Source organism: Nocardia sp. NPDC051981, assembly GCF_040680715.1.
In the GTDB taxonomy this organism is placed as follows: Bacteria; Actinomycetota; Actinomycetes; order Mycobacteriales; family Mycobacteriaceae; genus Nocardia.
This window is the reverse complement of the sequence record NZ_JBFAXK010000001.1, coordinates 199040-219124: the sequence shown is the minus strand read 5'-3', so window position 1 is coordinate 219124 and position 20085 is coordinate 199040. Positions and strand designations below refer to the sequence as shown.

The 20085-nt window shown below is 69.2% G+C and carries 16 protein-coding genes and 1 pseudogene; 11 read left to right on the top strand and 6 right to left on the bottom strand.

Features of this window, described 5'->3' with window-relative positions; all coding sequences use genetic code 11:
* The first annotated feature begins 87 nt into the window (after positions 1-87).
* The 5 genes from AB0L60_RS00995 (at position 88) to AB0L60_RS00975 (ending at position 5370) form a co-directional block, all read left to right on the top strand.
* Positions 88-1053 (top strand): helix-turn-helix domain-containing protein, encoded by a 966-nt coding sequence (locus tag AB0L60_RS00995; RefSeq protein ID WP_364605451.1) that lies wholly within the window; start codon positions 88-90, stop codon positions 1051-1053.
* A gap of 249 nt (positions 1054-1302) precedes the next feature.
* On the top strand, positions 1303-2283 hold the full coding sequence (locus tag AB0L60_RS00990; protein ID WP_364605449.1) for an AraC family transcriptional regulator: 981 nt from the start codon (positions 1303-1305) through the stop codon (positions 2281-2283).
* A gap of 83 nt (positions 2284-2366) precedes the next feature.
* Positions 2367-3221 (top strand): nitrilase-related carbon-nitrogen hydrolase, encoded by an 855-nt coding sequence (locus AB0L60_RS00985; protein ID WP_364605447.1) that lies wholly within the window; start codon positions 2367-2369, stop codon positions 3219-3221.
* Between the two features lie 111 nt (positions 3222-3332).
* Positions 3333-4295 carry a helix-turn-helix domain-containing protein gene (locus AB0L60_RS00980; RefSeq protein WP_364605445.1) on the top strand — a complete coding sequence of 321 codons (963 nt, stop codon included), beginning with the start codon at positions 3333-3335 and terminating at the stop codon, positions 4293-4295.
* A 79-nt stretch (positions 4296-4374) separates the two neighbouring features.
* On the top strand, positions 4375-5370 hold the full coding sequence (locus AB0L60_RS00975; protein ID WP_364605443.1) for a nitrilase-related carbon-nitrogen hydrolase: 996 nt from the start codon (positions 4375-4377) through the stop codon (positions 5368-5370).
* A gap of 3 nt (positions 5371-5373) precedes the next feature.
* Here the strand turns inward: AB0L60_RS00975 and AB0L60_RS00970 are convergent, their stop codons facing one another.
* A complete protein-coding gene (locus AB0L60_RS00970) occupies positions 5374-5643 on the bottom strand; it encodes a metal-sensitive transcriptional regulator (protein ID WP_354831600.1) in 270 nt (89 codons plus the stop codon).
* A gap of 183 nt (positions 5644-5826) precedes the next feature.
* Here AB0L60_RS00970 and AB0L60_RS00965 point away from each other — a divergent pair, with 183 nt between their 5' ends.
* The 3 genes from AB0L60_RS00965 to AB0L60_RS00955 all read left to right on the top strand — a co-directional run bounded on the left by AB0L60_RS00965 (position 5827) and on the right by AB0L60_RS00955 (position 8720).
* Complete coding sequence (locus tag AB0L60_RS00965) at positions 5827-6642, top strand: S-methyl-5'-thioadenosine phosphorylase (RefSeq protein WP_364605441.1); 816 nt, start codon at positions 5827-5829, stop codon at positions 6640-6642.
* A 254-nt stretch (positions 6643-6896) separates the two neighbouring features.
* On the top strand, positions 6897-8132 hold the full coding sequence (locus tag AB0L60_RS00960; protein ID WP_364606701.1) for an NAD-dependent epimerase/dehydratase family protein: 1236 nt from the start codon (positions 6897-6899) through the stop codon (positions 8130-8132).
* A gap of 24 nt (positions 8133-8156) precedes the next feature.
* A complete protein-coding gene (locus tag AB0L60_RS00955) occupies positions 8157-8720 on the top strand; it encodes an NAD(P)H-dependent oxidoreductase (protein ID WP_364605439.1) in 564 nt (187 codons plus the stop codon).
* Here AB0L60_RS00955 and eccE read toward each other — a convergent pair.
* Complete coding sequence (gene eccE / locus AB0L60_RS00950; RefSeq protein WP_364605437.1) at positions 8717-10360, bottom strand: type VII secretion protein EccE; 1644 nt, start codon at positions 10358-10360, stop codon at positions 8717-8719. The genes AB0L60_RS00955 and eccE overlap by 4 nt on opposite strands.
* A gap of 130 nt (positions 10361-10490) precedes the next feature.
* Here eccE and AB0L60_RS00945 point away from each other — a divergent pair.
* Together AB0L60_RS00945 and eccB are read left to right on the top strand one after the other, a co-directional pair.
* Positions 10491-10643 (top strand): annotated as a pseudogene (locus tag AB0L60_RS00945) (type VII secretion protein EccB); the annotation flags it as partial.
* A 1-nt stretch (position 10644) separates the two neighbouring features.
* Complete coding sequence (eccB, locus tag AB0L60_RS00940; RefSeq protein ID WP_364605435.1) at positions 10645-11979, top strand: type VII secretion protein EccB; 1335 nt, start codon at positions 10645-10647, stop codon at positions 11977-11979.
* A gap of 23 nt (positions 11980-12002) precedes the next feature.
* Here eccB and mycP read toward each other — a convergent pair whose 3' ends face one another.
* Positions 12003-13472: a type VII secretion-associated serine protease mycosin gene (gene mycP, locus AB0L60_RS00935; protein WP_364605433.1), complete on the bottom strand. Its 1470-nt coding sequence runs from the start codon at positions 13470-13472 to the stop codon at positions 12003-12005.
* A gap of 12 nt (positions 13473-13484) precedes the next feature.
* Positions 13485-14945, bottom strand: a complete 1461-nt coding sequence (eccD, locus tag AB0L60_RS00930; protein ID WP_364605431.1) for a type VII secretion integral membrane protein EccD — start codon at positions 14943-14945, stop codon at positions 13485-13487.
* A 79-nt stretch (positions 14946-15024) separates the two neighbouring features.
* Here eccD and eccCa point away from each other — a divergent pair, with 79 nt between their 5' ends.
* Complete coding sequence (eccCa, locus tag AB0L60_RS00925; protein ID WP_364605429.1) at positions 15025-19080, top strand: type VII secretion protein EccCa; 4056 nt, start codon at positions 15025-15027, stop codon at positions 19078-19080.
* 245 nt (positions 19081-19325) lie between these two features.
* Here eccCa and AB0L60_RS00920 read toward each other — a convergent pair whose 3' ends face one another.
* Positions 19326-19628 (bottom strand): WXG100 family type VII secretion target, encoded by a 303-nt coding sequence (locus tag AB0L60_RS00920; RefSeq protein ID WP_354830360.1) that lies wholly within the window; start codon positions 19626-19628, stop codon positions 19326-19328.
* Between the two features lie 53 nt (positions 19629-19681).
* The gene (locus AB0L60_RS00915) at positions 19682-20011 is read right to left on the bottom strand and encodes a WXG100 family type VII secretion target (protein WP_364605427.1); all 330 of its coding nucleotides are present in this window, start codon (positions 20009-20011) and stop codon (positions 19682-19684) included.
* Between the last annotated feature and the right edge of the window lie 74 nt (positions 20012-20085).

Below are 20085 nucleotides of genomic sequence, written 5' to 3'. Positions count from 1 at the left end.
TGGGGAAATTCGGGCGATGTGATGAAAGTTGGATATTGTTAAGGGAATTCGCGGATCGGGGCGGGCGTGGGGTGCGAGAATCGGGCGATGAGGGGCGGCGTCGAGCCCGCGGTGATGGAGGTTCGGTCCACACCGGAGGTTTCGCAGCAGGAGACTTTCGAGGAATGGGAGGCCGTTGTCGCAGCGGCCTACGTTCCGCTGGTGGTGACACCGGTGCGGTCGGGGGAGTTCCGGGCGCGCATCGTGCAATCGCGATTCGACGGCATCGATGTGTCCATGGTGACGGCCAGCGGTCAGCACCTCAGCCGGATACCGCGGCTCCTCCACGAGCCCGAGGAACCCATTCTGTTCGCCAGCGTGACCACGCACGGGCACGGCTGGCTGGAGCAGGACGGGCGGGTCGGGGAACTCGCCGACGGCGGGCTCACCCTGCACGTCAGTTCCCGGCCCTTCAGCGCGCATTTCGAGCAGTCCTGGGGCGTGGTGTCGGTGCAGGTTCCGCTGGCGGCGGTGGTGGGGGCGTCGGGGGTGCCGGCGGACCGGCTGCCGACCGCGGTGCGCTTTCCGCCCGAGGGGGCGGCCGGAATCGTGGGCCGCTTCTTCTGCGGGCTGGCGCAATTGCAGTACACCGCACCGGACCAGGCGGCGGTGCTGGCCAAACACGGTACGGGACTGCTCGCTTCGGTGGTGCAGCTGGCGGCGGGCGAGCTGCCGCGCGACGAACCCGCGCAGACGCTGGCCAAACAGCGGGCGCTGGCGTTCATCCAACGCCATTACGCCGACCCGGAACTCACCATCGATCAGGTGGCCGGCGCCTGCGCGGTGTCACGCCGCACCCTGTACCGGTTGTTCGAGCAGGGCGAGGACGGTGTGGCGGCCATGCTCCGGCGCATGCGGATCGAGCGGGCACTGGCCCTGATCCGCACCGATCCGACTAGGCCGCTGCTGTCCGTGGGCCGGGCATCGGGCTTCGTGTCCGAGCGGCAGTTCTATCGGGCCTTCAAACGCGAGATGGGGATGACCCCTGGCGAATTCCGGTCGAGTCATGCCTGATCAGGAGGTGTGTCGGGGCTGACGTCAATTGGCAGTGATCTGGCACGCCCGGGCAGTCACAGCGGCCCGGCGGATGGGAATACTGGTGAGGCGCCGCCCGGTCGCCGCCTTCGAGCCGCCGGCGACCGGGCAGGCGGCCTATCCGGATCGGCTTGACTACCAGGACAATCCGGACGACTGGTCGGTTTTGTCGCATCGGTCGACTTCATTCGCAGTTTCCCGGCGTCCGGTAGTGGAATGATGCACGGTGTGGGAATTGCGTCCACTGCCAGCGCCGAAGTCCGTACGACCTCAGAGGTTTCCGCGCGGCAGGCATTCGAGCGGTGGGAGGCCATTGTGGCCGACGCGGTGCTGCCGTCGATCTGTGAGCCGCTCGGCAAGGGTCAGTGGCACGGCAAGCTGCGCTTCACTCAGTTCGATCACTCCAGCCTCACCATGATGACCTCCAGCGCGCAGCGGGTGGTGCGTAACAAGCGCCAGCTCGATCAGGCCGCCGGGGACTTCCTGCTGGTGAACATTGTTGTGGAGGGCGCGAACTGGACCGAGCAGAACGGCCGGATCACCGAGGGCGGGGCCGGGTCCATCGCCTTCTACGACAGCGCCCGCCCGATCGAGAGCCGCACCACCGAGAACGCGGTGTCCACGATCGTGCGCGCGCCCATGAGCGCGGTGCTCGATCACGCCGGGCTGGTGCGCGACGAGCTACCGATAGCCAAGGCGCTACCCGCCACCGGCGCTATGGGTGTGGTGGTCGACTTCTTCCGCGGCATGGCGGCCCTCCCGGTCAAGGAAACCGATCGGGCCGCACATGCCCTCGAATCGCAGATCACGGCCATGCTCTCCTCGGCGGTGCTGCTGGCCAACGGGCAGAACTCGCCCGCGCCGGCCGATTCGCTCTACACGCGCCAGCAGGTGCTGTCGGTGCTGCGCCAGCGCTATACCGATCCGGATCTGACCGTCGATGAGGTGGCGCACGCCTGCCTGGTCTCGCGCCGCACGCTCTACCGGGTGTGCGAGGACATCGGCGGCCCCGCCGCACTGGTGCGCCGCATGCGGGTCGAGCATGCCCAGCGACTGTTGCGGGCCGACCCGGCCCGGCCGCTCTCGGCGATTGCTTCGGCTTCCGGATTTGCCACCGATCGCCATTTCTATCGCGCATTTCGCCAGGAAACCGGGGTGACGCCCGGTCAATTTCGGTCACAACTGGACGCAGGCACGCGCGGTCGGTAGCCCGGCACAGTATGTCGCTGTGACCGGTTCACGTTCGGCGAAGGGTGATTGCACATCATCCGATACCCGTCGAAGGAGCCGACGTGCCGACCAAGGTGCGAGTCGCCGCCGTCCAAGCCGAGCCACGATGGCTGGATCTGCGCGCCGGTGTCCAGCAGACCATCGAGTTGATCGAGGACGCGGCCGCGGGCGGCGCGCAGCTGGTGGCCTTCCCGGAGACCTTCCTGCCCGGATATCCGTGGTGGTTGTGGCTGGAATCGGTGAGCTGGGGACAGGGGTTCTTCGCCCGGTATCGCACGCATTCGATGACGGTGGGCCGCACCGAGTTCCGGCGTATCGCCGACGCCGCGCGGCGGCATCGCATTCACGTGCTGCTCGGCTTCAGCGAGCGCAGTGCCAGTGCGCTCTACATGTCGCAGTGCCTCATCGATGATCGCGGGGTACTGCTCGGAATCCGTCGCAAGCCCGAGCTGACGCCGCTGGAGCACAAGATCTTCCGCAGTGGCGAGCCGGGCGAGTCGCAGGTCTTCCACACCGGCATCGGCCGCATCGCGGTGCAGGGCGGCTCCGAGCAGTTGCATCTGCCGGCGCGGCGGGAGCTGGAGCGCACCGGCGCGCAGATCCACGTGGTGTCCTGGCCGGGGTTCATCGTGGCGCGAGACGTGGATTGGGGTGTGCGCGTGAACAATGCGGCCACGCTCTGGTACGCGGTGGTCGGGCAGTTGAACGTGATCGCGGCGTGTGCGGTGATGGATGTGGCGGGCGGTGAGAGCCGCCGGGGATCGGAGCCGGCCAAGCAGCTGGTACCCGGGCCGGGCGGGCATGCGCGTATCTTCGCGCCGGGCGGCGAGGAACTGGCGTCGCCGCTGGCCGGGCACGAACAGGGTATGCTGTACGCCGATCTGGAACTGGACCTGAGCTTCGAGTCCGCGGCCTAGTGGTATCGCCGCGTACCGCTCCGGGGTATTGGCTCGAATTCCCCTGATCTGACACACTCTCCCGAGTATTCGGCCGTACATGGGCCGATCATTGTCATCGAGGGATGGGGAGTGGAACGGTCAGAAGCGGTCGATCGGATCGAGGTGCGGTCCGGACCGGAGCAGTCGGCGGCGGAGGCATTCGAGCGCTGGGAAGCGCACGTGAGCGATGCCTATGTGCCATTGGCGGTTTCACCAAAACCGACCGATCGTTTTGTTGGCTATATCGAACACGCTCGATATGGCGACCTCGATCTGACCGTCGCCGGATCCTCCACTCAGTTCATCCGCCGCACCGATCGGCTGATAGCGCAGGCGAATGACGAGTATCTGATCGCGAGTATTCCGCTTTCGGGTCACGCGCGCCTGCAGCAGGACGGCCGCGTAGCCGATGTCCGTCCCGGTTCGATCGTGTTCTACGACACCACTCGTCCCTACCAGTGGGATCTGCAGCAGGAGTGGGAACAGGTCGTGGTGCAGGTCCCACTGAGCCGGCTGCGCGATCACTACGGCGTTTCCGATCCCGAAGTCCCCACGGCCACCGTGTTTTCCGGTGGAACCGCGCCGGGAATCGTGGCGCAATTCTTCCGGGGTGTCGCGGGATTGCAGCGTACCGATCCGGCCGGGGCGGCACTGCTGGCCGAACCGGGGGTGGATCTGCTGGCGGCGGCGGTGATCGCGGCGTCCGGGCGCACCCCGCACGACCAGTCCGCCGACGCCCTGAATCGGCAGCGGGTGCTGGCCTTCATGCGCAGCAACTGTGCGGACCCGGATCTCGGAGTCGATCGAATCGCCGAGGGCTGCCGCATGTCGCGCCGTACTCTCTACCGGGTGTTCGGCGAGTTCGAGGGTGGACCGGGAACGGTGTTGCGCCGTATGCGAATCGAACGTGCTTGCGACCTACTACGAAATGCGCCACAGTTGCCGCTTTCGGCCGTTGCGAAAGCGTCGGGATTCCTCACCGAGCGTAGTTTCTACCGAAGCTTCCGATTGGAAATGGGCACGACTCCGGGGGCTTTTCGTACCCTGGCATGATCAGTCGGTGATTCGGCACTCGTCGCCATTGTTTTGCCGGAAACTCTTGGCAAGCATCACGTTCCATGAGGGAACAGCGATGAGGATTACGGTGCGAGTCGCCGCCGTCCAGGCCGAACCCAGCTGGCTACGGCTGTCCGACGGCGTGGAACAGGTCGTCGAACTGATCCGAGCAGCAGCGACGCAGGGCGCCCGGCTGATCGCATTCCCGGAGGCATTTCTTCCGGGATATCCCTGGTGGCGCTGGATCGATACCAATCAGTGGAACGTCGAATACTCCACCCGGTGCCGCGAGAATTCGATGACTCGAGATGGCGTGGAAATGCGCGCGATCACCGGGGCCGCCGCCGCACACGGCATTCACGTCGTCCTCGGATTCGGTGAACGCCGGGATCGGCGAATCTATATGTCGCAGGCCGTGATCGACGATTCCGGCGAGTTGCTGTCCGTACGCCGCAAGGCCGGGCTGAACAGCGTGGAACGCAAGATATTCGCCTCCGGAACTCCGAATCTGCCTGCGGTGCACCACACTCCGATCGGCAAGTACGCCGCGTTGTCCGGGCAGGAGAACCAGCGGCCACTGCTCACCCGTGCGCTGCGCGCCGACGAGGAGCAGATCCACGTGGCCGCCTGGCCCGGCAGTCCGTACGCCGATGCGGCCGGGCCGGATTCGAGCATCACGGTCAGCCGGATGTACGCGCTGGAGGTCGGCGCCTTCGTGCTCGCGCCCACCGCGGTGGTGGGGGAGCCGGCGTTCGACGGTATGGGCGGCGCCCCTCGGATCGGCGGCCCCACCGGCCGCGCCCGCATCTACGCCGCGGACGGCAGGGAAGTGGTGACCCCGCTCGAGGACGGCGCGGAGGGCATTCTCTACGCCGATCTGGACCTGGACGCCGGCAGCGGCGACACCCGGCAGCGCGACTCCGTCCCGGCCGCGCGTGACCGCAAGGACCGCGACCCCGTCCCTGTCCGCCGCGGGTCCCGTCGGGTCGCCTCCGGCTGGCAGTCCGGCCCGGACCGCTGGGCGCTGCCCGTGTCCTTGGGTACGTATCCCGGCGGCATCGCCGCCTGCTGAGGCCTAGCTCCGCACCAGGCGGGCGATGGCGTCGGTGGCTTCCTTGATCTTGGCCTCGGCCTCGGGGCCACCGGCGATGGCCGCGTCGACCACGCAGTGGCTGATGTGATCCTCGAGCAGGCCCATGGCGACGGCCTGCAGGGCCTTGGTCATGGCCGAGACCTGGGTGAGGATGTCGATGCAGTACTTCTCCTCGTCGACCATGCGCTGCAGGCCGCGGGCCTGGCCCTCGATGCGGCGCAGGCGCTTGAGGTAGTCGTCCTTGGCGGTGATGTAGCCGTGGGTGGCGTGGTCGTGGCAGGCCTCAGCGGCTTCGGCGGGCGCAGCCGGGTCTGTGGTCGCGGTCTTGTCGTTGGTCACCTGCGCTGTCCTCACTCCCGGGCGTTAATACCCCCCTAGGGTACATGGTTTGCCCTGGTCCCACCACTCGAGCGCGCATGCGCGAGAATCGTGGACATGAGTGAGGATCCACGGGCAACGCTCGCCATCATCGGAGGCAGCGGGTTCTACGACTTCTTCGGCGATGATGCGACCACGGTCGAGGTCGAAACCCCCTACGGCGCGCCCAGCGCGCCCATCACCATCGGTCAGGTGGAGGGGCGGGCGGTGGCGTTCGTGCCGCGGCACGGCCGCAAACACGAGTTCTCGCCGCACACCGTGCCCTACCGCGCCAATATGTGGGCCCTGCGTTCGCTGGGCGTGCGCCGCATCTTCGGCCCGTGCGCGGTCGGCAGCCTGCGTGCGGACTGGGGCCCGGGCACCGTGTCGGTGCCGGACCAGCTGGTGGACCGCACCTCCGGTCGCGCCCAGACCTTCTACGACACCGGCGGGGTGCACGTTGCCTTCGCGGACCCGTACTGCGAGGAGCTGCGTTCGTCGGCGATCGGCGCCCTGGGCGACGAGCTGCCCGCGCACGATCACGGCACCATGGTCGTGGTGGAGGGCCCGCGCTTCTCCACCCGCGCCGAGAGCCGCTGGTACGCCGGACAGGGCTGGGCGCTGGTCAACATGACCGGGCACCCGGAGGCCGTGCTCGCCCGCGAGCTCGAAATGTGCTACGCCGCAATCGCTCTCGTGACCGACCTGGACGCGGGCCTGGAGACCGGTGAGGGCGTCAGCGCCGCGGCCGTCTTCGCCGAGTTCGAGCGCAACCTGGTGCCCTTCAAGGCGCTGGTACGCCGCGCCGTCGCCGCCGTAGAAGGCGACGACACCTGCGACAAGTGCCGCGTGCTGACGGGCACCGGCGTACAACTGCCTTTCGAGCTGCCCTGAGCTCCCCAGGTCGCTTCGAATCAGACGCAACAACTGATTTCGCGCCGATCAGGGTAACTCGCCGGGGACGCCCAGAATCGGTTTCGCACCTAACCGATGGCACGGGTTGCCAACGGCGGACGGCTCTCAGCCGTCCGCCGCAGGCGCGGGGAGGCGGGCTGAATGAGCATGTGGTCGCGACGTTGTCCAGCCGACCTGAGCGTCGGAGGCCGGTCGAATAGGCTGGAACCATGAATGCGGGCGGTCCCGATCCCGTGCGCGTGTTGCTGACCGGCGCGGCCGGTTACCTGGGCTCCCACGTGCACCGCGCTCTGCTGGCGGCCGGTCACGAGGTCGTCGCGATCGATGCGTTGCTCGAGAGCGTGCACGGTGCGAATGCCGCTGGCCCCGAGGATGTTCTCCGCCTCGATGTCCGTGATGAGGACGCGCTCGAACCCCTGCTCGCCGATATCGACGTGGTCTGCCACCTGGCGGCGGCCGTGCCGCTGCCGCAGCTGCGGGCCGCGATCGAGCTGGTGCCCGCCGACTCCTCGAATCTCGCTGCCCCGCAGGACGTTCCGCATCTGCGCCGCGTCTCGGTGGAGGGGCAGCGCGGCCGTGACGATGCCGCCCGCGGCGCCGGTCCGTGCGTGCGCGCCCCGCTCGGCGCGGACCGGGCCGGCGGGGCCCGGCCGGGCGCGGAGGGCATGCGCTGGGCCGCGCTCTACGGTGCGCACAATGACGTCGGCACGGCCGTCCTGCTGGCCGCCATGGAGCGGGCGGGGGTGCCGCGGCTGGTGCTCGGGTCCTCGGTGGCCGTGTACGGCGAGGGCCGGTATCGGGGCGTGCGCAGCGGGCCGTTCTATCCGGGTCTGCGGCGGCCCGGTGACCTGGATCGGGGATTGTTCGATCATCGCGCGCCGTGGTCGGGGGAGGTGCTGACCTGGGAGCCGATGGGGGAGGACGCACCGCTGCGGCCCCGGAGCGCCTATGCGGCAAGCAAAGTCGCGCAGGAGCACTACGCGCTGGCATGGGTTGTCAATACCGGCGGGGATGCCGCGGTGCTGCGGTATCACCAGCTCTACGGCGAGCCGGTGGCGGACGGCCGCAGGGTGCGGTCGGCGGAATCCGGTGTGGTAGCGCGTTTTCGGGCCGAACTGATGGCGGGCCGCCCGCCGCAGGTGTTCGAAGACGGCGGTCAGGTGCGGGATTTCGTGCATGTCCGGGACGCGGCGGTGGCCACCGTCGCGGCCGTGGAACGCCGGCTGCCCGGATTCGTGCCGTTGAACATCGCCTCGGGACGGCCGCTCACGCTGTGGGAGGTGGCCTCGGCCATGGCCAAGGCGGTGGACGGGCCGACGCCGGTGGTGACGGGGCAGTGCCGCGTCACCGATATCCGCCATATCGTCGCGCATCCGGAAAGAGCCCGGCACGCGCTGGATTTCACCGCGCGCACCCAGCCCGCCAAGGGGCTGGCCGACTATGCCGCGCGCGGGATCGGGCGGCGCTGACCCCGCGGCCGATAGGCTCCCGGCATGGACACCCCGCTGCGGCTCGAGGTCATCATCGCCAGTGTGCGTCCCCAGCGGTTCGCGCCGGTGGTCGCGGACTGGTTCCTGCGCCGCGCCCGCGCCGACACGGATTTCGAGGTGGGCGTCATCGACCTCCTCGACACCCCGCTGCCGCTGAACCTCACGGATTCCCCGGAGGTGCAGGCGTTCCGGCAACGGATCGGGGCCGCGGATGCGTTCGTGGCCGTCACCTCCGAGTACAACCATGGCTACCCGGCCTCGCTGAAGACGGCCTTCGACAGCGTCAAGCGCGAATGGCGCGGCAAGCCCATCGGTTTCGTCAGCTATGGCGGTCTGTCGGGCGGGTTGCGCGCGGTCGAGCAGCTGCGGCAGGTGGTCGCCGAGATCCATATGGTCTCCATTCGCGAGACCGTGAGTTTCCATGAGGCCAAACGCAAGTTCGACGCCGAGGGCGAGACCCGGGACGGCGCGGCCATCGACGCCGCCGATCGCATGCTGCGCCAGCTCGCCTGGTGGGCGGCGGCGTTGCGCACCGCCCGTGCCGCGGATCAGTATCCGGGCAGCTAGCGCGCGAGCGCGACGGCGGCGCGGGGCTGTCCGATGTAGGTGGACTCGCGGGGAATGGAGACCAGGGTCAGGGGCACCTCGGTGGTTCCGGTGCGCAGGACGATCCGGTTGCCGGCGGCGGCGGGCTGGTGGATGGACAGGTCGGGTCTGGTGCCGGGCCAGCCGAGCGGGTCTCCGGTCAGGTAGATGGTGGTGATGCCGGCGTGGGGCGCGGGGGCCAGGACGCCGTCCACCAGGGTCGCGCTGAAATCGGCGTCGGATTGGTGGGTTTCGACGGCTACGGTGAGGCGTTCGGGATTGCCGATGGTGGTGACCAGCTGCTGCCAGGCCTCGGGGCGGTCGGTGCGGATGAGGATGCGTTCGCCGATTGCCAGGGCGCGGAAGACGATCTGCTGGGCGAGATAGAGCTCCCCGGCCAGATGGACGCTCGAAATACCCTGCCCGACAAGGCGGATGGCGACGCCGTTGCCGTCGTCGTCGGAGCCGAGCAGCTGGCCGCACCCGGCGGAGGGCAGCTGCAGGGCCCCGATGCCGGCGATGTCGCGGATCTCGGTGGGCACGGTGTCGTCCAGGCCCGGTACGGCGAAGGGGAGATGTGCGAGCAGCCCCTCCCGGTGGCGGCCGTTCATGGAGATCATGTGCTGCTGTACCGGTTCCACGGGCAGCTCCCGGACGGTGAGCCGCCAGGCCGCGCCGATGCGCACCGTGTCGGCGCTACGGCCCGGGCGCAGCCGCACGGCTACCGTGGTGCCGCGTGAGGCGGGCACCCACAGCTGGGCGAGCAGATCGGAGGCCAGCCGCGGGGGATCCACGGCCGCACCGATGTTCACGCCGTTGCCGAGTTCGGCGTAGCGCCAGCGCTGGGTGAGCGCTCCCGGATCGACGCCCGCGGTGACCTGCAGGGCGGCCTGCCGGATCTCGGGCGCGGTGAGCAGCCGGGCCGAGCAGTCGGTGTCCTCGAGGGTGCGCATGATGCGCTGGGTGGCGATGGTGACCGCCCGGCACGCACCGGTCAGCCCGCCGCCGCGCCGGGTTGCGGCCTCGGGGCAGGTGATCGGGTCGAAGGCGATGGCCAGCCATACCGTGCGGTGTGCGGTGGCGGGCAGCGGGCCGAGCAGGGTGTCGTAGATCGCGCCCGCGGGTGTGCCGGAGCGGCTGCGGAAGCCATGCGAGACGATGTCGATACCCGACAGCAGAATGTCGTGCCGGCTCAGGCTTTTCGCGAGTTCCGGCAGTGGCAGCAGGTGGGTGGCCTGCACCGTGCGGCGCCCGAGCCGGGTCAATCCGCCCCTGGGCGCGAGCACCTCGACGACCGCCACCACGCGACTGCCGTCCCGGTAGAGCCCGAGCGAGCGCCCGTCGGGGGCGCGGAAATCGATGAGTTCGGCGGGCGGGTGGCCGCGGCGGGTGCGGAAGCGGCCGCCGGTGGCGATCCAGTCGGAGACTGTGCGTTTGCCAAGAGGTAACAGAAGAACCAGACCGACCACTATGCCGAGAGTGAGTGCGCCCCACCATGTCAGCCCGCACGGTATGCCGAGGACCAGAACGACCAGTCCGGCAACCTGGGCCCAGATCAGGTTCGCGAGGGAGATCCGGCCGAGCAAAGGCCGCGTCGCCGTCTCCCCGGATTCGATCGTCATCGTCGGTCCCCGGCTCCCCGATATCGGCCGCGCGCGCTGCCCGAGTGTGCCCGCGCGGCGGCCGAGTGCGAATGAATGTCCTTGTCAATGTACTGTGTTCGGCGAACGCACCGACTTGCCGGGGAGTTGAATGCCTTCGAAACCCACGACCCGATGGCAGGTGAGCGGCTATCGCTTCCTGGTCCGTCGCATGGAGCACGCCCTGGTTCGCCGGGACGTGCGAATGCTGCACGATCCCATGCGTTCACAGTCGCGGGCGTACGCCGCCGGACTCGTCCTCGCGTGTGTCGCGCTGGCGGGTTGCGGAGTGTTGGCTCTGCTGCGGCCGCAGGACCGGATCGGGTGCCAACACGATCCTCATCGGCAAGGACTCCGGCGCGGTCTACGTGGTGCTCGGCAATGTGGTCCATCCGGCACTGAACCTGGCCTCGGCGCGGCTGGCCGCCGGTGACGCGGCCAAGCCCGCGACCGTGCGGGAGTCCGAGCTGGCCGAGAAGCCGCGCGGGCAGCTGATCGGCATACCGGGAGCGCCGACCTCCTTGAACTTCACCGGCGGCGACGGTCGCAGCTGGACGGTGTGCGACATGCTGTCCAATGACGGCAGCCGCTCTCTCACCACCTCGGTGCTGGCCGGCGATACGGGCCGGGCGGACAAGGCATCTCCCATGGCGTCCGGCACGGCGCTGCTGGTGCAGGGCCGGGACCACACCTACCTGATCTACGACGATCGGCGCGCCCGGATCGATCTGGACGATCGGGCCGTGGTCGATGCCCTCGAGCTGCGTGGCCGGACCCCGCGCCCGATCAGCGACGGCCTGCTGAACGCGATTCCCGAGGTGCCGCCGCTGGTTGCGCCGCGCATCGAGAATGCCGGCGCCGCACCGGATTACCCGCTCGGCGACCACCGGATCGGCGATGTGGTGCAGGTGCGGACCGACGGCAAGTACTACGCGGTGCTGCCCGACGGCCTGCAGCCGGTCTCGGTGCTGACCGCCGACATCATCCGGAATGCCCACCGCACCAGCGCCGCCGACGACTACATCGCGCAGGCCGACCGCACCGGCGCACCGGTCTCCTCGGCGCTGCAGGTGTCGAAGTATCCGGACCGGGCCCCGGTCCTGGTGGACGGCAAGGATCAGCCCGTCGACTGCCTCTCGTGGAAACCGGTTGGCTCCGCCGATACATCCGATGGCAGCCGGCACGCCGAGCTGGCCGTGCTCACCGGGCACGCGGTCCCGATTCCCGACCGCGCCAGGCTGGTTCCACTGGCGCAGGCCGATGGCAGCGGCCCGAATGTGGACAGCTTCTATATGAATCCGGGCTCGGGGGCGTACGCGCAGTCCACCGGTATCGAGCCGGACAGCCAGCGCCACGACAGCCTGTTCTTCGTGTCCGACTATGGAGTGCGGTTCGGGATCAAGAATCTGGATTCCGCCGGGGCACTGGGCATGGATCCGGAGCGGGTGCGGCCGGAACCGGTGCCGTGGCAGATTCTCGGCTTGCTCGCGCCCGGACCGACTCTCAGCCGGGAAGCGGCCATGGTCGCCCACGACGGGGTCGCGCCCGATCCGAATCCCGCCAGGGAGCCGGTGAAAACCCCAGCGCCGAACGGGAACTGAGCTCAGAAGGCGGTCTCACCGAGTCAGGCGTCGGTATCGCGCACACCGAACCTGCGGCGCAGCGGGAACGAGGCCAGAAAGCCGAGCACCAGCAGCAGCGCGACGACACCGGTGCCGATCAGGGCGACATTGCGCGGTGTGCGGTCGGGTGCGGGCGGCGGCGTGGGTAGGGCGAGCTGCTGATTCCGCGGTCCGGCGGGACGCTTGGGCGGCAGGCTGTTTCGCACCTGGGCGGTGAGCGCGGCCACGGGATCGACTGTGCCGTAGCCGATGGCCGGATTCCAGCCCTCGCCCGGCGCGTGTGCGGTGGCCTCGATGCGCTCGATGACCTCGGCGGCGCGCATATCCGGGTAGCGGGCCCGCACCAGCGCGACCACGCCCGAGACCTGCGGTGCGGCGAAACTCGTTCCGCTGTACGGGACGACCTGGCCCTGATTGGTCACCTTGGCCGTGGTGAGCCCGGTATTGCGGGGATCCAGCGAGACGATGTTCTCGCCCGGCGCGGCCACCCCCACCCACGGCCCGGGGACGGTGAACTTCGACGGCTGACCGAAGGCGTCCACCGAGCCGACCGACAGCACATAGGCGTCCCACCAGGCCGGCACCACATACGACGTGACGTGATCCCACGGATCGTCGGCAGGGTGCAGGGCATCCAGGCCCGGATTGCTCGCCTTGCAGGTATCGGTATTGCCCGCCGAGGCCACGATGACCACGTCCTTCTCGACGGCCGCGTACTGCACCGCCGCGCCCAGCGCGCCCATTTCCGCGCTGGCGGGCTCGGTGGTGGGGCAGGCGACCAGGGAGATATTGATGACCCGCGCGCCCGCGTCGGCGGCCCGGCGCATCGCCGCGGCGAGCGCGGAGATCTTGCCGTAGCCGTCGGGCATATCGTCGGGGCCCTTCTCCCGGCCGGCACCCTTGGTTTGGTACAGCGCGCTGGTCTGGCGGATGGTCATGATCCGCGCCTCGGGCGCGACCCCGGCGAAGCCCTGGCCGCCGAACTCGGAAGCGGCGATCAGGCCCGCCACGATGGTGCCGTGGGCGTCGCAGTCCTCGGTGCCGTCGCCACCCGCGGCCACATAGTCGCCGCCGGGAATCAGGCCGCGCAGCCGCGGGTGCGGGGACACCCCGGTGTCGATGACGGCCACCAATTGCCCTGCGCCCCGCGAGAATTGCCACGCATCGGGGAGGTCGAGGGTGCGCTGGGCAGGCGGAATGGCCGGCCCGCCACCGCCCGCCCGGGTGCTGGAGCACGGCGAATTCGCGGGGTGTTCGGTCTCGGTCGGTGGCATGGCGGGACCGCCGGGAGGCAGCAGGCCCGCGTCGATGGGCGGCGGCCGGTCCGCGAACGCGACACCCGGCCCGGCTCCCGTGCCGGCTGCCGAACCGAGCGCCAGAACCGCCGAGGCCGCCGCGACCCGCAACCCCCGCACGCTGGGAGACGTCGCCCGATCGCGAGAACCGTTGGCGTTCAATGCTTTATCCGCCACGGCCGCCGACGATCACAGTCCGCGCACGAGGGCGTAGAGATCGGTCACCAAGAAGGCGAGCGGCACCACGGCTGCCACGAAGCCGTACTCGAGCAGTTCCACCGCCCGCCGCACGGGCGGGGTCGCCTGCCGACGGGGCACGATGATACCCAGGACCAGTGCCGCCGTGAAAAGCGCCAGTGCCACACCGAAAATCGCGAGTGGCTGTCGCTGGGTGAGGGCCGCACCGAGAAGCACCAGCAGCACGATGGTGGTGCCGCCCGCGATCAGGACCACGGCTTGTTCGGCGCCCGCATAGGTGCGGCTGCGGAACATCAGCACCACGGCGCACACCAGCGCGAGGGCCAGGCCCGGCCAGTACGGGGTGCCGGTGCTGGGATTCACGGCGGCGACCGCCCCGGCCACCACCACCGCGGTGGTCGCCGCGACCAATCCGGCCAGATAGTCGCGCGCCCGTTCGGATTTCGCGCGCAAGACCTCCAAGCTGGGCAGGGCGCGATGGTCGTCGGGGTCGTCCTCGGTGGGGTCGATCGGGGTGCCGGGTGCGGGGACGGGCGGCAGCGGCAGCTTGGCCAGCAGCATGGAAAGCCTTGGGGCCAGGGACAATCCGGCCAGACCCAGCGCCGTCGCGCCGGCGCCGATGGCGTGCACGGGCAGATCCGTCAGCAGGCCCGCCAGCGTCGCGGGGATGGCGAAGGCCGCCAGCGCGGTCGCGCCGATGAACAGGCCCAGCCCCACGCCGCTCACCCGCCAGGCCAGCATCGCGGTGGCCCCGGTCAAGACCGCGCCCAATAACGCGTTGGCCCAGCCGTAGTGGCTCGGCACGAACAGCAGGCCCGCGCTGAAGGCGGTGGGCAGTGCGCAGCCGCCCAGCACCAGCGCGCTCGCGCGGTCGCGGTACATGCGGCTGAACACCGTGCTCGCGGTGACCAGCAGCAGAGTGACGACGGTGGCCGCGATCGCGCTCACCCAGCCGGGAAAGGCGGCGGGCGCGGCCAGCAGGCCGAGGCAGCCGGTCAGCATGATGGCCACCGCCAGCGCCGATCCGGTCAGCCGGGCCGTGCGCGGCGTCCAGCCGCGGAAGTGGTCGGCGTCGGCGATGGCGACGTTGTCCATGATGTCGTCGAAAAGCGGTGTGGGCGCGCTGTGTTCGGCGCTCTCCAGCATGAGCAGTTCCCCGTCGCGCACGCCCTGCTCGGCCAGGCTCAGAGAGTTGGTGAAAGGCGGCTGCCCGACACGGGCCAGCACCCACTCGTGCGGCTCGAACGGTTCGCCGTCGTGGTCGAAGTCATTGACGCGATTGTGCTGATCGACCATGTCGACCACGCTCGGGATGACCAGTGCCACCGGCACATCGACGGGAATGGCCATGTCGACCTGAGTGTGCTTGGCCAGAATGGTGACGCGCGCCAGATCGGGCGCGCGGACTGTGCCGTGGAGTTCCTCGAGGTGATCGGTCCGCGACTGCGCCACGCCCGCACTGTACGGCATGATGGTTGCCGTTCGTACACTGAGCCGCAATTGAATTCGAATTCGTGGGGGACTTTCCGCGATGAGCACCGTACGGTTCCAGCGCCGGCCGCGCCGGGTGATGCCCCGCTCACCCGGCGGCGAAGTGACCCTGCAACCGCCGCCGGAGATTCCGCGGACGGTCCCGGCCAATCTCTTCACCAAGCTCATGCCGGTGGTGATGGGCGTGGGCATGCTCGGAACGGTCGCGCTCATGATCACCTCCGGGAGTGGTCTCGCCGCCAATCCGATGAGCCTGATGTTCCCGATGATGATGGTGTTCTCCATGGTCGGGATGCATGCGGGGCAGGGTAGCAAGGGGCAGAAGGCGGCCGAGGCCGACGAGGATCGCAAGGACTATCTGCGCTATCTCGACCAGGTCCGCCGGGATGTGGAGGAGACGGCCGCGCAGCAGCGGGCGGCCGTGGAGTGGAGTCATCCGGAGCCCGGGCTGATCTGGATGCTGGCGGGGACCACGCGGATGTGGGAGCGCCGGCCGGGGGACAAGGATTTCTGTCATGCCCGCATCGGGCTTGGTAACCAAAGGCTTGCTACGAGACTGGTCGCCCCGGAAACTGGGCCCGTCGAGGAGCTCGAACCCATTGCCGCGGTCTCGCTCCGGCGCTTCGTGCGCACCCACTCCACCGTGCCCGATCTGCCCACCGCCCTCGCCGTCAAGGGCTTCGCCGCCGTACAGCTCACCGGCGACCGCGCCCAGGCTCGCGACATGTCCCGCGCCATGCTGTTGCAGCTGGCCATGTTCCAGGGCCCCGACCAGGTGCTGATCGCCGTGGTCCGCGGACCGGACACCGTCCGCGAATGGGAATGGACCAAGTGGCTGCCCCACACCCAGCACCCCGAATCTCAGGACGGCGTCGGCAGCGGGCGCATGGTGTACGGCTCCATCCGTGAGGCGTACGCCGATCTGAATCTCCTGCTGCACAACCGGGTTCGGTACTCCCGCAATCAGCCGCCCAATCCGAACCTGACCCAGATCGTGCTGGTGGTGGACGGCGGACTACTCGAAACCGAAGAAGATCCCCTGCGGGAGCACGGTTTCGAGGGCGTGACGGTCATCGACCTGTGCGGGTACGCGCCGCGGCTGGCCGGCTCCCGGGGCATTCAAATGGTGGTCGAGAACGGCGAGTGCGCAGGGCGCGGAGCCTCCGGAGCGATGGAGCGCTTCGCCGTCGTGGACCGCATCACCGCCCGCGAGGCCGAGCAGGCCGCCCGCCGGCTCGCGCCGTATCGGGCCGCCGTCGCGCGCACGGCCGAGGCCGCCGGTGAGGAGGGCGAGGCCATCTCGAGCTGGTCGCAGCTGCTGGGGCTGGGCGATATCGGCGCCTTCACCCCCGGGACGGCGTGGAAGCCGCGCTACGGCCGGGAGAGGCTGCGGGTGCCCTTCGGTGTCGGGGCCGACGGGCTGCCGGTGGTGCTCGACATCAAGGAGGCGGCCGAGGGCGGCATGGGGCCGCACGGGCTGTGCATCGGCGCTACCGGGTCGGGTAAGTCGGAATTCCTTCGGACGCTGGTACTTTCGCTCATCGCCACGCACTCGCCGGATCAGCTGAACTTCGTGCTGGTGGACTTCAAGGGTGGCGCGACCTTCCTCGGGCTGGAGGGGGTGGCGCATGTCGCGGCCATCATCACCAATCTGGAGGAGGAGGCCGATCTGGTCGACCGGATGCGCGACGCGCTGGCCGGCGAGATGAACCGCCGCCAGGAACTGCTGCGCGCGGCGGGCAATTTCGCCAATGTCTCCGAGTACGAGAAGGCGCGAGCGGCGGGCGCGGATCTGGATCCGCTGCCCGCGCTGTTCGTGGTGCTCGACGAGTTCTCCGAATTGCTCTCGCAGCATCCGGATTTCGCGGATCTGTTCACCATGATCGGCCGGCTGGGTCGCTCGCTGCATGTCCATCTGCTGCTGGCTTCACAGCGGCTGGAGGAAGGGCGGCTCAAGGGGCTGGAAAGTCACCTGTCCTACCGGATCGGCCTGAAGACGTTCTCCGCCAATGAATCCCGGCAGGTGCTGGGCGTGCCGGATGCCTACAACCTGCCCAATAATCCCGGCGGCGGCTACCTGAAATCCGATGCCGGGGAGATTCAGCGGTTCCAGTCCGCCTATGTCTCCGGACCCTGTGCCGGCGGCGGGTCACGGCGCGATGCCGCGGTGGCCACCCGGTCCGGCGACATCGATGTGACCGCACGCCCGTTCACCGCGGGCCGCGTGGACTTCCATGCCGCCGACCGGATTCCGCTGCCCGACCTGCCGGAACCGATGACGGCCCCCGCCGACGCGGATCAGATCTCCAACCTGCAGATGCTGGTGTCGCGGGTGCGCGGGCACGGTCGTCCGGCCCACGAGATCTGGCTGCCGCCGCTCGGCGCGGCGTCCACGCTGGATCAGCTGCTGCCGCGCTCGATCCTCACCGGGGACTGGAATCCCATTGCGGCCCTGCGCGCCCCGATCGGCATCGTCGATCGGCCCTACGATCAGCGCCGCGATCCCATGGTGGTGGACCTGTCCGGATCGCGCGGCAATGCGGCGATCGTCGGCGGTCCGCAATCGGGGAAGTCGACCGCGCTGCGCGCGCTGGTCATGGCGATGTCCCTGACACACACGGCCGAACAGGTGCAGTTCTACCTGCTGGACTTCGGTGGCGGCACCATGATCGGCCTGGCGGGGCTGCCGCACGTGGGTGCGGTCGCCAGCCGCATGGAGGAGGACCGGGTGCGGCGCACCGTGGCCGAGATGGTGGGCATCGTGCGCCGCCGCGAGGCCACCTTCCGACGGCTCGGCGTGGAGTCCATGGCCGAGTTCCGGCGGTTGCGCGCCGACCCGGAGACCGGTGATCGCGCCACCGGCCAGGGAACCGGTCCCACCGCCGCGGGTGTGCACGAGGATCCGTTCGGCGACGTCTTCCTGGTGATCGACGGGTACGGCGCGTTCCGGCAGGAGTTCGAACTGCTGGATCAGACCGTCATGAACCTAGCGGTGCAGGGACTTTCGTACGGCGTGCACGTGGTGATGTCGCTGAACCGCTGGGCCGAGGCGCGGCCCGCGCTCAAGGATCAGATCGGCACCCGCATCGAACTGCGGCTCGGCGACCCCATGGACTCCGACCTGGGGCGCAAGTTCGCGGCGCTGGTGCCCATGGGCCGTCCGGGCCGCGGCATGACCGCCGACGGGCTGCACATGCTGACCGCGCTGCCGCGCGTGGACGGCGACCCCGATCCGGCGACGCTGGGAACCGGTGTAGCGCACGCTGTTTCGAGCATCATCCAGCTCACCCCGGGACGTCGGGCACCGGCGGTGCGTATGCTGCCCGACCGGCTGCCGCGCGCGGAACTGCTGCGGCTGGCGGGGGACTGGCCCGCCGAGGTGGATAACACCCAGCCGTGCCTGCGCTTTCCGCTCGGCATCAATGAAACCGGGCTGGCCCCGGCGTATCTGGATCTGGCGGCGAGCCAGCATTTCGTCGTCATCGGCGATTCCGAGTGCGGCAAGACCACCCTGCTGCGCGCGCTGGTGCAGTCCATCTGCGCGTCCAATACCACCGATCAGGCGCGCATCATCATGGGCGACTACCGCCGGACCATGCTCGGCACCGTGCCCCAGGGCTATCTCGCCGGCTACGGCACCACCGCCCCGCAGTTCACCCAGAACATGGCCGACCTGGCCGCGTACGTCACCCAGCGCATGCCCGGTCCCGAGGTGACCCCGCAGCAGCTCAAGGACCGGTCCTGGTGGCGCGGCCCGGAACTCTACGTCGTCGTCGACGATTACGACCTGGTCGCCGCTGCCGGCGGCAACCCGCTGCACGCCCTGGTCGACCATCTGGCCCACGCCCGTGACCTCGGCTTCCACCTGATCCTGGCGCGCCGCTCCGGCGGCGCCGGCCGTGCCATGTACGAGGCCACCCTCAACCGCCTCAAGGAACTCAACTCCGCATCCCTGATCATGAGCTGCAGCCGCGACGAGGGCACCCTCTTCGGCGACACCCGCCCCGCCCTCATGCCCCCGGGCCGCGGCACCTACGGCACCCGCGCAAGCGAGGATCTGATCCAAACCGCCTGGCTGCCCGCGGCCGAGCTGTGACTGCGAGCTGCCCGGGCCGCACAACCTCAGCAGCGTGTGGCGCAGTACGGCCGGGCAATCCGAGGGGATGCCCGTCAGGACCTCGCCGGTGGTGGCCCATCTGCGGACCTCGATCATCTGCTCCAGCGATGCCGCCGAGAGCCCAGCGTATGACAATGCGTTGGGATGACACACGATAGAACCCGGCAGTCAGCCCGCTGCGCGGGCCGACTGCCCTGCCCACAACCCGGAAACCACAAGGCGGGTCAGAACAGGCCGGCCAGGGCGGTGTCCTTGGCCTGGAGTTCGGCGTTGCCGGTGCGGACCAGGGTGGCCGCGCCGTTGAGGGTGGTGTTGAGCTGGAGTACGTGCTGGTTCCACGTGCGCTGGAGGTCGGCGAACGCGTCGTTGGCGTCACCCTTCCAGTTGTTCTGGACGAACTCCTCCACACTGCGGTGGAAGGCCTCGAGTTGGTCGCGGATGACCTCCGCGCGGCGGATGATCGAGTTCGCTCCGTCGGCGACGCCCTCGAAATGTGCGGAGATGATTCGGCCGTCTACTGCTGCCATGGTGAATTCCTTTGCCACTGGTCCGAATAGCGGGGGGAGAGAGACCGAATCGGCTAGACAGCCGGGAGGTCCAGGCTGGAGATCTGCGCGTTGACCTTGGATTCGTAATCCTTGTCGTGCTCTTCGTAGTTGGAGCCGACCTTGATCAGGGTCTCGGCGGTGTGCACCAGCTTGTCGTTGAGCTTGTCGGCCTGGAAGTAGTACCGCTGCATGAACGCATTGAAGGCGTCGGCCGCACGGCCCCGCCAGTTCGCCCCGGCGACCATGCTGTCCTCATCGCGCTTCAGATCGGCGATGGCATGCATCAGCATGTCGTGGGTCTGCTGGAACTCCTGGGCCTTGGCCTGAATGAGCTCATTGCTGGCTTCGAATGCACCGGCCACGGTGTCTCCTCTCGATTCGCGGGCGGACGACCTCTCAGTGCTATTGGACGTAGGTCACGACCCGCCGGTTCCCC